General features: G+C 63.3%; 10 protein-coding genes. 3 read left to right on the top strand and 7 right to left on the bottom strand.

Annotated features, from left to right (window positions below; translation table 11 throughout):
• Positions 1-55: 55 nt before the first annotated feature.
• From U5A67_RS08205 to U5A67_RS08220, 4 genes are all read right to left on the bottom strand, one after another.
• Complete coding sequence (locus U5A67_RS08205; protein ID WP_321813665.1) at positions 56-1591, bottom strand: efflux transporter outer membrane subunit; 1536 nt, start codon at positions 1589-1591, stop codon at positions 56-58.
• A complete protein-coding gene (locus tag U5A67_RS08210; protein WP_205987282.1) occupies positions 1591-2829 on the bottom strand; it encodes an efflux RND transporter periplasmic adaptor subunit in 1239 nt (412 codons plus the stop codon). The genes U5A67_RS08205 and U5A67_RS08210 overlap by 1 nt, the downstream gene beginning before the upstream one ends.
• 19 nt (positions 2830-2848) lie before the next feature.
• Positions 2849-6046, bottom strand: coding sequence for an efflux RND transporter permease subunit (locus U5A67_RS08215; RefSeq protein WP_321813666.1), 3198 nt, complete (start codon positions 6044-6046; stop codon positions 2849-2851).
• A gap of 300 nt (positions 6047-6346) precedes the next feature.
• Complete coding sequence (locus U5A67_RS08220) at positions 6347-7387, bottom strand: LysR family transcriptional regulator (RefSeq protein WP_205987280.1); 1041 nt, start codon at positions 7385-7387, stop codon at positions 6347-6349.
• Between the two features lie 225 nt (positions 7388-7612).
• Here U5A67_RS08220 and U5A67_RS08225 point away from each other — a divergent pair, with 225 nt between their 5' ends.
• Positions 7613-8320: an MgtC/SapB family protein gene (locus tag U5A67_RS08225; RefSeq protein WP_321813667.1), complete on the top strand. Its 708-nt coding sequence runs from the start codon at positions 7613-7615 to the stop codon at positions 8318-8320.
• Between the two features lie 205 nt (positions 8321-8525).
• Complete coding sequence (locus U5A67_RS08230; RefSeq protein ID WP_205987278.1) at positions 8526-8777, top strand: GlsB/YeaQ/YmgE family stress response membrane protein; 252 nt, start codon at positions 8526-8528, stop codon at positions 8775-8777.
• 117 nt (positions 8778-8894) lie between these two features.
• On the opposite strand, the gene U5A67_RS08235 is transcribed toward U5A67_RS08230, so the two are convergent.
• From U5A67_RS08235 to U5A67_RS08245, 3 genes are all read right to left on the bottom strand, one after another.
• Positions 8895-10427: an acetyl-CoA hydrolase/transferase family protein gene (locus U5A67_RS08235; RefSeq protein ID WP_321813668.1), complete on the bottom strand. Its 1533-nt coding sequence runs from the start codon at positions 10425-10427 to the stop codon at positions 8895-8897.
• A gap of 186 nt (positions 10428-10613) precedes the next feature.
• A complete protein-coding gene (locus tag U5A67_RS08240) occupies positions 10614-10832 on the bottom strand; it encodes a hypothetical protein (RefSeq protein WP_321813669.1) in 219 nt (72 codons plus the stop codon).
• Between the two features lie 137 nt (positions 10833-10969).
• Entirely contained in the window at positions 10970-13183 is a 2214-nt protein-coding gene (locus U5A67_RS08245) for an FUSC family protein (RefSeq protein WP_321813670.1), read from the bottom strand.
• 249 nt (positions 13184-13432) lie between these two features.
• On the opposite strand from U5A67_RS08245, the gene U5A67_RS08250 reads away from it, so the two are divergent.
• On the top strand, positions 13433-14434 hold the full coding sequence (locus U5A67_RS08250; RefSeq protein ID WP_321813671.1) for a LysR family transcriptional regulator: 1002 nt from the start codon (positions 13433-13435) through the stop codon (positions 14432-14434).
• The last annotated feature ends 92 nt before the right edge of the window (positions 14435-14526 follow it).

Raw genomic sequence — 14526 nt, forward strand, 5'->3', positions numbered from 1 at the left:
CCCTCCACTTCGCGCGCGGCCTCGTGGGCCGCGTCGAATCGTATTTGTGTTGCCGTCAGCCTCGTCCGGGCGCGGCGTTCTGCGGATTTTGCGCGCCGCCTGCCGGCACTTCGCGGCAGGTGCCCATGCTACAGGCGAGCGCGCGTTCGTCCGCGCTCCAGCCGCCGCCCAGCGCCTTTGCCAGATATACCACCGTGGCGGCCTGCTGTCCGTGAATCTGCACCTCCTGGCGCTCGCTGGCAAGCAATTGCTGCTCGGCGTTGAGCACGTCGATGAAGGCGACCAGACCGCCCTGATAGCGGTCGTTGGCGAGATCGAACGATTGGCGCGCGTCGTCCACCGCCGCCTGACCGTCCGTCGACGCGCGTTCGAGCACGGAAAGCCCCGTCACCGCATTCTGCACCTCCTGGAAGGCCGTGAGCACGGTCTGCCGATACGACGCCTGCGCCGATTCGTAACCCGCCTGCGCGTAATCCACGCCGGCCGCGCGCTTGCCGCCATCGAACAACACCTCGCCCGCACTCGCGCCAAGCGACCATAGCAGGCTCGACGCGGTAAACAGGCTGCCGAAGCTGGTCGCTTCCCAGCCCAGCGTCGGCGAGAGCGTGATGTCGGGAAAGTACGCGGAGCGCGCTACGCCGATCTGTGCGTTGGCCGCCGCCATCGCGCGCTCGGCCGACGCCACATCCGGGCGGCGCTGCAGCAACTCGCTCGGCAAGCCGGTCGGCAAGGCGGGCGTGGGCAAGGGCGTGACCCTGGGCGCGAGCGCGAATGCCGGCGCGGGCTTGCCGACCAGCACGGCGATGGCGTGTTCGTCCTGCTGACGCTGGTTTTCCAGCAGATGCACCTGCGTTTTCGTGGCGTCCAGTTGCGCCTTCTGCTGCAGGAGCGTGAGGCCCGACACCGCGCCCAGATCGTGCTGCGCGTTGACGAAGTCGAGCGCCTTCTGTTGCAGCGCGATCGAGCGGTTCACCACGTCGATTTCATCGTCGAGTTCGCGCAGCGCGAAATAATCGGTGGCCAGTTCCGCCGTGAGCACGAGGCGCGCGTTGGCGAGATCGTCGCCCGCTTCCTGCGCGGACGCCTGCGCCGATTCCACCATGCGCCGGATGCGCCCGAACAGATCGAGTTCGTAGCTGATGGTCGGCCCGACCTTGATGTCGTTCTGCACCGTCGACATATTCGGCGTCACATAGCTCGTCTGCGGGCGATTCGCGGAGATGCGCTCGCGCGCGAGGCTGCCGTCGAGCGATACCTGCGGCGACTGTTGCGAGGACACCGAGGCGAGCGTCGAGCGCGCCTGCGCGTAGTGCGCGACGGCCACACGCAGCGTCTGGTTTTCCGCCAGCGCCGCGTTTTCCAGCCCGTCAAGCTCCTGATTGCCGAACACGGTCCACCATTGCGGATCGAGCGGCGCATGCGAAGGCTGCGCCGCGTGCCAGTAGGCATCGGCGGGATCGACCTGCCATGCGGCCGGGCTGGCCGTTTGCGGCGCGCGATAATCGGGGCCGACCGTGCAGGCGGCGAGACTCGCCAATGCGCCTGCAAACAGCGTTGCGCGCGCGGCTGGCAACGAAAAACGCACGGTCATCACGTCGTTCCTCGCGGCGTAGAAGCCGCGCCCTTTTGCGGCGCGACCACGACGACGGAATCGCCATCGGCGATCGAATCGCTGGGATTGAGCACGACGCGATCGCCCGCATCGAGCCCGCGGCTGATTTCCAGCGTCTGGCCCTGATCCTGCGCGATCTCCACGGGTTTGAGCTTGATCTTGCCTTGCGCATCCACCACGGCCAGACGCGGTCCTTCCGAGCGGAACAGCAGCGTGTTGCCGGGAACCGTCAGGAGTCCGTGCGAATCGGTTTGCAGCGCGGCCTGCACATAGGCTCCGGGCAACAGCTTGCCGTCGTGATTGGGCAGCGCAATTTCCACCTGCAGCGTGCGCGTGGCCACATTGATCGCCTGCGCGGTGCGCGTGACCGTGCCGTCGAACGTCACGCCGGGCAATTCCTGCTCGCTCACGCTCACGTGCTGGCCCACCGCTACTTGCGGTGCGTAGGTCTGCGGCACGTCCAGATAGAGCCGCAGCGGATCGGACTGGGCAATCGCAAACAGCGCACGCCCCGCGCCGCCATTGCCCGCATTCACGAGATCGCCGATATCGACGTTACGCTGCGTAATCACGCCCGTGATCGGCGCGACGATATGCTGGAACGATCGGGTCTGCTGCAGGCGGCGCACGTTGGCGTCGGCGGCAGCGAGATTCGCCACGTCCTGGTTGTACGCGCCCTGCCGGTCGTCGAGTTCCTGCTGCGAAACGGCGTCGCGTTGCCGCAATTGCTGCGCGCGGTCGAACGAAGTCTTGGCGAGCGCGAGCGTCGATGCCGACTGATCGCGTTGCGCCTGAGCCTGCGCGAGTTCCTGATCGATTTCGGGCGTGTCGATATCGGCGAGCAACTGGCCTTGCTGCACATGCGCGCCAATATCCGCGTACCACTTGAGCACGTAGCCCGTCGCGCGCGAATAGATCGGCGCTTCCACGTAGCCGCGCAGCGTGCCGGGCAGCACGATGCGGCCGTCCGCGCCTGCGGGCGTGGGCTGCACGACGCTCACGTACTGCTTCGCGTTCTGGCTGGTGACATCGGCGAGATGGTGGGCATTGAGCACGTTCGACACGATCGTGCGCGCCGCGCCCGCCGCCAGCAGCAAAGCGACGACGATTACCGCGAGGCGTGCACGCCGTCCCGCCTGAGCGCGCGCGGGCAGATCCAGGCCCTGCTCGCCGCTCACGGAGATGTCGAGAGAAGAATGGTGGTGAGGTTCGTTCATGTCTTCGGCATCGGAAAGATTAATCGGCACGACGCTGCGCGGCGCGCGCGCGTTTCGTTTCGGCGCGGTGGGCAAGGCGCGAGTGCACCGCTGCAAACATCAGGGGTACGAATAAAAGCGTGGAGACAGTTGCAAACAGCAGACCGCCGATCACCGCGCGTCCGAGCGGTGCATTCTGTTCCGCGCCTTCGCCCAGACCCAGCGCCATCGGCACCATGCCGATCATCATGGCGAACGCGGTCATCAACACGGGCCGGATACGCGTCGCGCCCGCTTCGAGCGCGGCTGCCAGCGGCGTTGCGCCCGCCGAAAGACGCTGGCGCGCGAACGAGACCACCAGAATACTGTTGGCGGTCGCCACGCCCACGGTCATAATCGCGCCCGTCAATGCGGGCACGCTCAGATGCGTGCCGGTGATGAACAGCATCCACGCGATGCCCGCAAGTGCAGCCGGCAAGGCACTGATGATAATGAGCGGATCGGCCCACGACTGGAAATTCACCACGATCAGCAGATAGACCAGCACGATCGCCATCGCAATCCCCGCGCCCAGACCGATAAACGAGGAACGCATGGTGTCGATCTGGCCGCGCATCGTAATCATGGTGCCGCGCGGCGCGTGCGCCTGCATGTTCTTGATAAGGTCGTCGATATGCGCCCCCACCGCGCCAAGATCGCTGCCCTCCACGCTGATGAGCACGTCGATCACAGGCCGAATGTTGTAGTGCGTGACGATCGCCGGGCCGTCGTGCGGTTTGAGTTGCACGAGATTGCTCACGAGTTGCAACGGCGCGGCGGCGTTGCCCACATGCGCTGAAACCGGCGTGCCCATCACTTCGTTGATCGACGTTTCGCGGTATTGCGGCGTCTGCACGGCAAGCGGATATTCCACGCCATTCTGCGGGCTCACCCAGAACGCCGGCGAGGTCTGCGAACTGCCCGAAAGCGCGATCAGCACATCCTGAGCCACGTTTTGCGGGCTCAAATTGAGTTGCTGCATGCGCGAGCGGTCCATCGCGAGCATCAATCCCGGTTCGTCGTTACGCTGTTCGATATGCGCGTCGACCGCGCCCGGCAACTGGCGCACCTGCTTGAGCAGCGCGCTTGCGATCGCCATATTCTTGTGGAGATCCGATCCCACCACCTGCACGTCGATCGCCGCAGGCTGACCGAAGTTCAGAATCTGCGTGATGATGTCGGCGGGCTGGAAGAAGAATTCGACGCCAGGAAAACGCTGCGGCAGCAAGGTGCGCAGTTTGTCGATATAGACGTGCGAAGGATCGTGCTCGGGCTTGAGCGCGATCTGGATTTCGCCGTCGAGCGTGCCCATCGTGCCCGCGTTGCTGTACGAAAGATTGATACCGCTATACGGCAGGCCCAGATTATCGACGATGGTGGCAAGTTGATCGGCGGGCACGACCGTGCGGATGGTGCGTTCGACTTCATCGGCGAGACGTGCGGTTTCTTCGATGCGATAACCCGTCGGCGCGCGCATATGCAGGCGGATATTGCCCGCATCGACGGTTGGGAAAAAGTCGCGGCCGAGGAAAAACACGAGGCCCAGCGAAAGCAGACAGAACGACAGAAACGACACGCCAAAGAAGCGCCGCCGTGCGAGCAGAACGCTCAGTAGCGCGATGTAATTCGCACGCACACGCTCGAAACCATGATTGAAACGCTCGTGCACGCGCGCGAACATCGACGCGCGTGCGCCCTTCTGCGCGTGCGCAGAAGGATCGTGGCCTTCGAACAGCAGCATCGCAAGCGTCGGCACCAGCGTGCGCGAAAGAATGTACGAGGCGATCATCGCGAACACCACGGCTTCCGCGAGCGGCACGAACAGGAAGCGCGCCACGCCCGTGAGAAAGAACATCGGCACGAAGACGATACAGATGCAAAGCGTGGAAACCAGTGCCGGCACGGCGATTTCACCAGCGCCTTCGAGAATGCCTTCGTGCAGTTTCGCGCCTAAATGAAGATGCCGTTCGATGTTTTCGATCGTGACCGTTGCGTCGTCAACAAGAATCCCCACGGCGAGCGCGAGGCCGCCGAGCGTCATGATGTTGATGGTTTCGCCCAATGCGAACAGCGCGATGATCGACGCCAGAATCGACAGGGGAATCGATACCGCAATAATGAGCGTGCTGCGCCAGTTGCCGAGGAACAGCAGGATCATCGCGGCGGTCAGCGCGGCCGCGATCAGCGCTTCGCGCACCACGCCCTGCACGGCCGCCGAGACGAAAATCGACTGGTCGAACAGCGGCTGGATCACCAGATCGGCGGGCAAGGTGTTGCGCACTTGCGGCAGCAGGCTTTTGAGCTTGCCGACGACTTGCAGCGTCGATGCATCGCCGCTCTTGAGGATCGACATCAGCACGCCGCGCTGGCCATCCTGACGCACGATATTGGTTTGCGGCGTAAAGCCGTCGCGCACATGCGCGACGTCGCCGAGATAAGTCGTCGCGCCATTCACTGTCTGCACGGGAATGCGATTGAGGCCCGCGATCGTGTCGGGCGACGCATTGGTGTCCACGCGATATTCGGTCTGGCCGAGTTTGGCCGTGCCGGTCGGCAGAATCAGATTCTGCGCGCTCACCGCGTTGACGATATCCGCTGGCGTGAGGCCTTTGGAAATGAGCGAGCGCGTGTCGATATCGACGGAAATCACCCGCGTTTTGCCGCCATACGGATAAGGCACCTGCGCGCCCGGAATCGTAATGAGTTGCGGGCGCAGAAAATTCATGGCGATATCGGCGAGCGCCTGTTCGCTCATCGACTTGCTCGACAGCCCGAGCTGAATGACCGGAATACTCGAAGCCGAATAGCTGATCACCAGCGGCGGCGTCGCGCCGGGCGGCATCTGTTTGACCTGCGCCTGCTCGGAAGCCACGGCCTGCGCGATCGCCGTTTGCAGGCTCGCACCCGGTTGCAGAAACAGCTTGATGATGGCGATGCCGGGCAGCGACTGCGATTCGATGTGCTCGATATTGCTCACCGTGGTCGTGAGGCTGCGCTCGTTGACCGAGGTGATGCGCTGGGCCATGTCCTGCGCGGAAAAGCCCGTGTACGACCAGATGATGCTGATGACCGGAATATTGATGTTCGGCAGCACGTCGGTGGCCATCGACATCAGCACGAACGGCGTGGCCAGCACGATCATGATGGCCATCACGATGAACGTGTATGGCCGCTTCAGCGCGAGATTAACGATCCACATGAGACGGGTTCGGGTAAATCAGACAAATTCAGCGAAATAGCTGGCGAAAGAAAATACGCGCTGCGCGTCGGTCAAACGGTGCCGCATCATAGGCAATCGCACTGGCGGTTGGCTGGCGCGAATATGGCGAAACTGACAGCTACGTTCAATCGCTCAAACGCGGCTGCTACAGCGTGCCTTTGCGGCTCGTTCGCAAACGTTGGATGCAGGTCTCCCGTCACACCATGCGCGTGCGTTTTTCTAGTCGTGCTTAATGAGCTTGGTGAGCTTTGTGATTTTTGTGGGCCTGGCTGGCCGCTTCTAGTTCACGAGGCGCAGACGCTCCACCTCATGTTTCTCATGTTTATCGGCTTTCGCATGCAGTTGCCGCGCTTCGCGAAACGGTGTGGCCGCCGCGCGTCGACCCGGCGCATCGCAGGTGGCAAGCGCGCTTTCCTGCTCGGTGAGCACGAGCGGCACTTTCTCGCGCAGAAACTCCACGAAGGTGCGGATCTTCGCGTCCAGATAACGGCGCGATGCGTAGAGCGCGTAGATATTGAGCGTTTGCAAACGGTGCGTGGGCAACACGCGCACGAGCGTGCCATCCGCCAGTCCCGGCAGCGCGACAGGCACCGGCAACGGGCCGATGCCCATGCCTTCGCGAATCGCCAGAGCAAGCGCTTCCGGGTTGTTCACCTGGAACGGCGTAACGCCGGTATGCCGGAAGGTTTCGCCCTGCGGGCCTTCGGAAACCCACTGCCCGGCGGGCAGGCTTGCATCGGTGAGATGCAGGCAGGTGTGCGCGTCGAGGTCGTCGAATGAATGCGGCACGCCGCGCGCGCGCAGATAGTCCGGCGACGCACACAGAATGGCCGCCGTGCTGCCGAGCTGCTGGGAAATCAGCGCGGAATCTTCGAGTTCCGCGGCCACCACCACGGCCACGTCGTAGCCTTCTTCGATGATGTCGGGCATCTCCTGCGCGATCGTCAAGTCGACGGCCACATCGGGCAGATGCTGCTGATAACGGGCAATCAACGGCATGACGTAATGCTGCCCAAAACTCGTGCCACCATAGACGCGCAGCTTGCCGGCCGGATTCGCGTGCGCGGCGGCGGCTTCGGCTTCGGCCTGCTCGATGTCGGCAAGAATGCGCTTGCAGCTTTGCAGGTAGCGCTCGCCCGCTTCGGTCAGCGACATGCGCCGCGTGGTGCGATTCAGCAGGCGCGTACGCAGACGCGATTCCAGATCGGTGACTGCGCGCGAGACCTGCGCTGTCGTCATCGCTTCGTTCGCGGCGGCGCGCGTGAAGCTGCCCGACTCCACCACTCTTACGAAAATACGCATGTTGCGCAGCGTGTCCATCAGCGTCTCCTCTCCATCGTCTTGCTCTTCCCGGCGTGATTCATTGTGAATAGTCGAATACCGCCAGTCTCGCCTGGAGGCCGTGGCCAGATGCTGACTTCTAAATGGCAGGCTTGTCAGCTTGGCGAGCCGCCTTGTCCCGCGTATGATCCACCGCGCCCACTGCATGGCGGATCGCCCTTGCGGGTTTCTCAAGCTCCCGCCGGCCGCTTTCATGACAGAACGATGAATTACGAATTCGCCTTGCGATTGCTCGCGGCGTTCGCCTGCGGCGTCGCCATCGGACTGGAACGCCAGATGCGTCAGCGCACGGCGGGCCTGCGCACCATCACGCTCGTGGCCAGCGGCGCGTGTCTGTTCGTCACGCTTGGCGTATTGACGGGCAACGGCACGAGCGGCATCACGCAGATCGCGGCCTATGTGGTGTCGGGCGTGGGCTTCCTCGGCGGCGGCGTGATCATGCGCGACAAGGGCTCCATTCAGGGCATCAATACGGCAGCGACCTTGTGGTGTTCGGCGGCCGTGGGCGTGCTGTGCGGCGCGGGCCATTACGTGCCTGCCATCGCGGGTACGGCGGTCGTGCTGCTCACCAATACGGTGCTGCGCGAGGTCAGCCGCATCATCAATCAGTCGCCCGTATCGAACGCCGATCTCGTGCGCGTCTACGAGCTGACCGTGGTGTGTCGCGAAGAGGACGAAATCCATATTCGCACCGTGCTGTCCAATTCGATGTATTCCACGCCGCTCTCGTTCCAGAGTCTGACGAGCGAAGATCTGCCGGGCGAACCGCAACGGCTGCGCGTGACGGCCACCGTGCGGCTGCATCCGAAATATCAGTCCAAGCTTGAACTGATGGCGAGCCGCCTCAGCATGGAAAAAAGCGTGTCGAGCGTGAGCTGGACGGCGGCAGAAACGGAAGTTGCGCCCGAGTAATTAAAACGAAAGCGCCGCCCGTCTTTATGGAAATCGCCTCGCATTCCTTACGATTTCATTTCTATCGCGTTGCATCAATCGAAACAACGCGCGGCGGCTTTCAAGAACTGTCAATTCTGACTGTGTTTCGTGGACGCGATCCTGCCCTTCGACTAAGCTCCAATTCATCGTGAGAGTGTTCACGTCAACGAGGGGAGTCTTCTATATGGAACACGGCATCATCGCCTGGCTCATCATCGGCGCAATCGCTGGCTGGCTCGCTGGAGTGCTCGTCAAGGGCGGCGGCTTCGGATTGATCGTCGATATCATCGTCGGGATTGTCGGGGCGTTCATCGGCGGCTGGCTTGCCGGGCTGCTCGGCATTCATATCGGCACCGGCATGATCAGCTCGATCATCACCGCTATTGTTGGCGCGGTTATCCTGCTGTTTATCATCAGGCTGTTCCGCAGGGCGTAGCGTGTTTCGCTAACCTGCTAATGCGCTAATACGCGGACGCCAGGGCAAAACGGGAGCACCGTCACCGGTGCTCCCGTTTTTTTATGCTCGCGCGTCAGAAGATATGCTCAAGCGCGTTTATGCATTCGCGACGAGTTCGCCTGCATCCGCCGCGCCCGGCAGCATCGAGCCAGTCTCGTTGAAGCGCAGATGCATTTCGTACGCCGTGGCGAGGTTGTGCGGCGTCTGACCACCGATCTTCTGCGCGTCCTTGTAATAGTCGCGCAGCAGGTCGCGATAGAGCGGATGCACGCAACGCTCGATGATCAGCGCGGCGCGTTCGCGCGGCGCGAGACCGCGCAGATCGGCGAGACCTTGCTCCGTGACGATCACATCGACGTCATGCTCGTTGTGATCGACGTGCGGCACCATCGGCACGATACTCGAGATCTTGCCGTCCTTGGCGATCGCCTTGGTCGCGAAGATCGCGCACGACGCGTTGCGCGCGAAGTCGCCTGAACCGCCGATGCCGTTCATCATGTGCGTGCCGCCCACGTGCGTGGAATTCACGTTGCCGTAGATGTCGCATTCGAGCGCCGTGTTCAGCGCGATCAGGCCGAGGCGGCGAATCACTTCCGGATGGTTGCTGACTTCCTGCGGACGCAGCACGAGCTTGTCGCGATAGCGGTCGAGTTCGGCGAGCACCTGTTCCTGGCGCGGCGCGGAAAGCGTCATGGACGCGCCCGAAGCGAACACCATCTTGCCCGAGTCGATCAGATCGAACGTCGAATCCTGCAGCACTTCCGAATACATCGTGAGCGCTTCGAACGGCGAATCGACAAAACCCGACAGCACCGCGTTCGCAATCGTGCCGATACCGGCCTGCAGCGGCGGCAGTTGCGCGCTCATGCGGCCGTGCTTGACTTCATGCTGGAGGAAGTCGATCAGATGGCCCGCGATACGCGCGGTTTCTTCATCGGCGGGCAGCACGGTCGAGGGGCTGTCCGGCTCGTTGGTGATGACGATGGCGGCGATTTTCTCGGGCGGAATCTCGATCGCCTGGGTGCCGACGCGATCGTTGACGCGCACGATGGGCAGCGGATCGCGATGCGGGCGGCGGCCCGGAATCCATACGTCGTGCAGGCCTTCGAGACCGAGCGGCTGCGCAAGATTGATTTCGACGATCACCTTCTCCGCGAGAATCGCGAAGCTCGCCGAATTGCCCACGGAGGTCGTGGGAACGATCGCGCCCGTCTCCGTAATCGCCGCGGCCTCGATGATGGCGAGGTCGAGCTTGCCAAGCAGGTTCGCGCGCAACATCTCGACGGTCTCGGAGAGATGCTGGTCCACGAACATCACTTCGCCGCGATTGATCGCACGGCGCAGCGTGGTGTCCACCTGGAACGGCAGGCGGCGTTCGAGCACGCCCGCTTCGGTCAGCATGCGATCGACGTCGTGGCCGAGCGAGGCGCCCGTCATCAGCGTGATACGCAGCGGTTCCTTCTCTTCGCGCGCGCGGCGTGCGAGTTCGAGCGGCACGGCCTTGGTGTCGCCCGCGCGCGTGAAGCCGCTCGCGCCGACGCGCATGCCATTGCGCACGAGTTGAGCTGCTTCGGCAGCCGAGGTGATCTTGCCGCGCAGTGCGGCACAACGAATACGGTCTTCGTACATCAAAGTCTCCACAAACTCTCTGATCGCCAAGTGCCCATTTTCAGGTCTCGCTATGGCGGCCTTGCATCACGGCGTTTGCAATACTGTTTTGCGGCCGGAATGCGCAAACGCCGCGGGACCCTGAATCAAGGCGCCGCGGCAAGAATTTCAAGCTTGCGCCTGCTCATGGCGGGCGGTTACTCGATCTCAGCTACCGAAATAAATGTTGCAGAAGCTGGCAGGTCCGACGCATTCGCCTTGACTTGCCGGCGTCATTTCACGGTGCGAGGGCGCTTGAGCGACAGGCTGACCTGCGCTTTGGGCGACCTGCTGCGGGACGCCCGCCGCCGTTGCGTCGTTCTGTGCATAAGCAGCGGCGGCGGCAAACATCGAACAGGCAACAACAGCGATCTTCAGGGACTTCATTTCACTCTCCAGTGCTAACGGGTACTGCCGAAGCAGTGACGCCACTATATGACCGGGGCCTGGATTGATTAAGGAGCTGGGGTGGAAGGCATATTTCCAGACTGCGACAAGATCACGCAGGCGCCCATCGGACGGGCTCAGGAGAAACGCAGACGCAGCGCGCGGCGACGGCGCGCCTGACGCGCATGGGCGCCAAGCGGCGCATCGCGGTCGAGCAGCGCGCTGCGGATGAAGTGGAGATGGCTCAGGAGCCGCTGAACGTCGTGGCGGCGCTCCCGGTCGTGGTGCACGCGCGGCAGTGCCTCCTGCGCGATCCACGTGGCCGTACGCACGGCCTGCAGCGCGCGATCAAGCTGGGCTGCATCGGGGTGCTCGAATAGCCGCGCGATATCGGCGAGCACGTGGTCGAGGGACACGCGCCATCGGCTATCGCTCTGCGCGAGCCACGCGGCCGTTTGCGCGTCGTGGCGCAAGTCGATGACCGCATGCCCCACTTCGAGCGTCACGAGCATCCAGCGCAGCGCGCGCCGGTGCGCCTGCTTGCGGCCGTTGAGCAGCAGCCGCAACTGGTGCATGAGATCGTGCGCGCCCGACTGGAACTGCTGGCCGATGCCGGGCAGGTCGTCGCGACAGGCCAGCACGACCTGGCCGCGCAAGGCCGCGCACATGCGCTCGACCAGCCAGCTCATATGCGGCGGGAACACCACCGAAAAGGCCAGCGCGGCCACCAGCATCGATGCCACCACGGCGATACCGTTGTTGATCAGCAGATCGGGCGTGTAGGCAATCACGTTGTCCGGGCCCGCGAGCAGACACAGAAATACCGAGAATCCGACCCCGAAACCAGCGATGCGCGCACGGGTGGCGAAGAACGCGCCCAGCGCGAGCGCCGGCGCCAACGCCGCGCAGAGCAGCGGGAAGCCATCGACGTTCGGGTAGACGTAGCACGTCAGCAGATAGCCGACGACGGTCGCGCAGCTCGCGCCCGCCGCCATCTGGAACGCCATGCGCGTCGCGCGCGGCGCCGATGAGGTCAGCGCGCAGGTGATGGCGGCGGCGATCATCGCGAGGCCGCCGCTCGGCCAGTCGGTCTCGATCCAGAACCAGCCGACGGCCGCCACCACCACCGCCGTGCGCATGAAGGTGAACGCCACCACGTACCAGCTGGTGCGCGGCACGTAGCGCGTGATGCGCGGCTCGGGCGGCAGGCCGGCTTGCGTCAGCGAGGCCCAGGTGCGGCTGTAGCGGGCGATTTCGGCGCTGAAGCGGTAGATCAGTTCGGCGGATGTATCGAAGTCCTGGAGCGTCTCGGGCGGCGCTGTTTCGAGCGGCCGACGCGTCTCGCGAACGTGACGCGGCAGCGTGCGCTGGAACGATTCGAGATCCTGCGCGAGGCGCAGCGCGTAGGCGCGGTCCGATTCCTTGAGGCTCGGACGTTGCGCGAGTATCGCCGCAAGTTCGCTGAAATAGGGGGCAAGCGGTGCGATCGAATCGTCGCTCCAGCGCAGGCGCTTCTTCAACTGACGCAGGGCATGCAGGCGCGCGCTCGCATCCATGAACTCGCCGTTCAGACGTGCGAGCAACTGGCTGCGCGAGCGCATGGTCGGATCTTCGAAAAATGAGAAAGCGCGCGTGGCTTCGAAGCCGACGATTTCATCGACGAGTTTCGCGAATCGCCCTTCGAACGCGTCCCTTTCGAGGCCGCCGGACAGCACTCGCGCAGCGAACGCAGTAAAATCGAGATACCGTGTGCGCAAGGTGCGCTCAAGCACCGAGCCTGATTGCCGGGGCACGATAACCGCACTGACGACCCCGGAACACAGAATCCCCACGGCGACCTCGGCACCGCGCCCGAGAGCGGCCAGAAACAGGCCATTGGGCTGCAACACGAGCGGAATGCCGATCAGCGCAGCGGTGTAACCGGCCAGCACGAACGCGTACCAACGAAAATGTCGATTGCGCATGGCAGCGGCCGTACAGGCGGCCACCCACATCGTCATCCCGGCGATATAGAGTTCGGGCTGCTGGATGAATACGGCCCCGAGCACCACCGCCGCCACCATGCCCACCGCCGTCCCGACGATGCGGTACACGCTCTTCGCGAACACCATGCCGGACAGCGGCTGCATCAGCACGAACACCGTGGTCATCGCAATGCGCGGCTGCGGCAGGTCGAGCAGCATCGCAATGCCCATCGCCAGCAATCCCGCCGTCACCGTTTTCAGCAAATGCAGCCAGATCGCGCCGTGCGTGGCCTGCCAGTCGCGCAGGGCAAGCCGCGCGGCACGCCAGATAATTTCGACGCGACGACGCGGGTCGGTCGCACGATGTATCGTTGGCTGCCGGTTCATGGGAAACGCACTACTTTTGGATTGATACGATGATTACGGATAACGCGACGCTGCCATGGCAGGTCGTCTGTCGATGTCAATGCGCAAGCGCAAACCTGGATCGGCAAAGCGCCGATTGTAGGATCGCCAATAAAGCGAATTAACGGGACCGGCAAGGAACGTCCGTTCCAGATCGCTCAACAATGCCAGGGCCCGCGAGGCGGACAATATCGTTTTCGTGCCAAACAAGAAGTTCTTAAAGAAGGTCTGATGGATACGCTACAAAACATGCGGGTGTTCGTCCGCGTCGTCGAAGCCGGCAGTTTCACTGCCGCGGCCCAATCGCTCGATTCGACGACGGGCGCCATGTCGCGCGCGGTGTCGGAACTGGAGGCGCATCTGCGCACGCGCCTGCTCAACCGGTCGACGCGCCGGCTCGCGCTGACACCGGCAGGCGAGCGCTACCTGAAGCGCTGCGGGCAGATTCTCGCGGATGTGGATAGCGCGGAAGAGGAAGCGAGTTGCGCGCATGAGCGTCCGGCTGGCGCGCTGCGCATGCATAGCTTCGCGAGTATTGGGCAGCAGTACGTACTGCCTGCGATCTCGCGCTATCGCGCCTTGCATCCCGAAGTCACGGTGGAATTGACGCTTTCGCAACGCCTGCCCGATCTGTTCGAGGGCAGCAGCGATGTATCCGTGGTGACGGCCGCTTCGTTGCCGAATTCGGATCTGGTCTCGCATCAGCTGGGGTCGACGTACAGCATTCTGTGTGCATCGCCGGGATATGTGCATACGCACGGCGCGCCGCGCACGCCGGCGGACCTGGCCCATCACGACTGCCTGATTCTCAAGACGCCGACTTCGGACGCGCACGAATGGACGCTCGAAGGCCCGGACGGCAGCGTCGAAATGCACGTCGACGGGCCGGTTCAGGTGAATATCGCCGAATCGCTCGCGGTGGCAATTCGCGAAGGGATGGGTATCGGCACGTTGCCGGTGTATGCGGCGATCGAAGGACTGCGTAACGGCACGCTGGTGCGTGTGTTGCCGCAGCACATTCTGCAGAAGAGCAATGTGTATGCGCTGTATCCGTCACGCAAGTTCGTCGATGCAAAGACGAAGACGTGGGTGGAGTTTCTGCGCGCGCATCTTCCGCAAGTGATTGCGCGCGATATGGCGTTGCTGGAAGAACTGACTCAAGAACAGCTCGCCGATGCTGTGGCATTGGCGCCGCAAGTTGCACCGGATGCGGAGCAGAATTCCGCAGGTTGATGATTTGAGTTTGCTGAATGCAAAAAGCCGTCCCTGTGGGACGGCTTTTTTGTGCGGGCTTCGTGGTGCCTGCATCTGCGCGTGCTTTTCCG

Origin of the sequence: Paraburkholderia sp. J69-1 (assembly GCF_905220255.1) — a bacterium.
Classification (GTDB): Bacteria; Pseudomonadota; Gammaproteobacteria; order Burkholderiales; family Burkholderiaceae; genus Paraburkholderia.

What these genes read in the sequence shown, in the direction of transcription:
- U5A67_RS08220 (WP_205987280.1), bottom strand. Translation starts at nt 7,387, where the DNA reads ATGGACACGCTGCGCAACATGCGTATTTTCGTAAGAGTGGTGGAGTCG.
- U5A67_RS08205 (WP_321813665.1), bottom strand. Translation starts at nt 1,591, where the DNA reads ATGACCGTGCGTTTTTCGTTGCCAGCCGCGCGCGCAACGCTGTTTGCA.
- U5A67_RS08235 (WP_321813668.1), bottom strand. Translation starts at nt 10,427, where the DNA reads ATGTACGAAGACCGTATTCGTTGTGCCGCACTGCGCGGCAAGATCACC.
- U5A67_RS08225 (WP_321813667.1), top strand. Translation starts at nt 7,613, where the DNA reads ATGAATTACGAATTCGCCTTGCGATTGCTCGCGGCGTTCGCCTGCGGC.
- U5A67_RS08245 (WP_321813670.1), bottom strand. Translation starts at nt 13,183, where the DNA reads ATGAACCGGCAGCCAACGATACATCGTGCGACCGACCCGCGTCGTCGC.
- U5A67_RS08230 (WP_205987278.1), top strand. Translation starts at nt 8,526, where the DNA reads ATGGAACACGGCATCATCGCCTGGCTCATCATCGGCGCAATCGCTGGC.
- U5A67_RS08210 (WP_205987282.1), bottom strand. Translation starts at nt 2,829, where the DNA reads ATGAACGAACCTCACCACCATTCTTCTCTCGACATCTCCGTGAGCGGC.
- U5A67_RS08250 (WP_321813671.1), top strand. Translation starts at nt 13,433, where the DNA reads ATGGATACGCTACAAAACATGCGGGTGTTCGTCCGCGTCGTCGAAGCC.
- U5A67_RS08215 (WP_321813666.1), bottom strand. Translation starts at nt 6,046, where the DNA reads ATGTGGATCGTTAATCTCGCGCTGAAGCGGCCATACACGTTCATCGTG.
- U5A67_RS08240 (WP_321813669.1), bottom strand. Translation starts at nt 10,832, where the DNA reads ATGAAGTCCCTGAAGATCGCTGTTGTTGCCTGTTCGATGTTTGCCGCC.